Raw genomic sequence first — 360 nt, 5'->3', positions numbered from 1 at the left:
AGTGGATGACTTTCTTAACTTTGTGGAGCATCACTACATTCAAACCATTCAGGAGTCTCATGAAAAGGAGCCGGTAAAAAAACGACTGATACACTACTACAACCTAAATAAAGAGCGTGATTTAGCCTTCCTTTCTCTTATTCTGGGCAGCGGGTTACGTGTAAACGAGACAATCATGTTAAACCTCGGAGACATTGATTGGATAGAACGTGGAGCAAGAGTGGAGCGTAAAGGGAAAGAAGGAAAAACGTTAGTTCACTTCTCCAATCGAGCGAAAGAGAAGCTGCAGGACTACGTAAAGATGCGAGAAGATCGATATCGTGTTGGTAGCAAAGAAAAATCAGTCTTCCTCTCTCTTCC

1 protein-coding gene is annotated in these 360 nt (G+C 42.5%); it reads left to right on the top strand.

Annotated elements, in window-relative coordinates; translation table 11 throughout:
• On the top strand, window positions 1-360 hold a 360-nt coding region (locus EOC06_RS38660; protein ID WP_164899071.1), incomplete at both ends, for a tyrosine-type recombinase/integrase.

Source organism: Mesorhizobium sp. M7A.F.Ca.MR.362.00.0.0 (assembly GCF_004023175.1).
Classification (GTDB): domain Bacteria; phylum Pseudomonadota; class Alphaproteobacteria; order Rhizobiales; family Rhizobiaceae; genus Mesorhizobium.
Note: the sequence above shows the minus strand (reverse complement) of the source record. Positions and strands in the feature narration are given on the sequence as shown.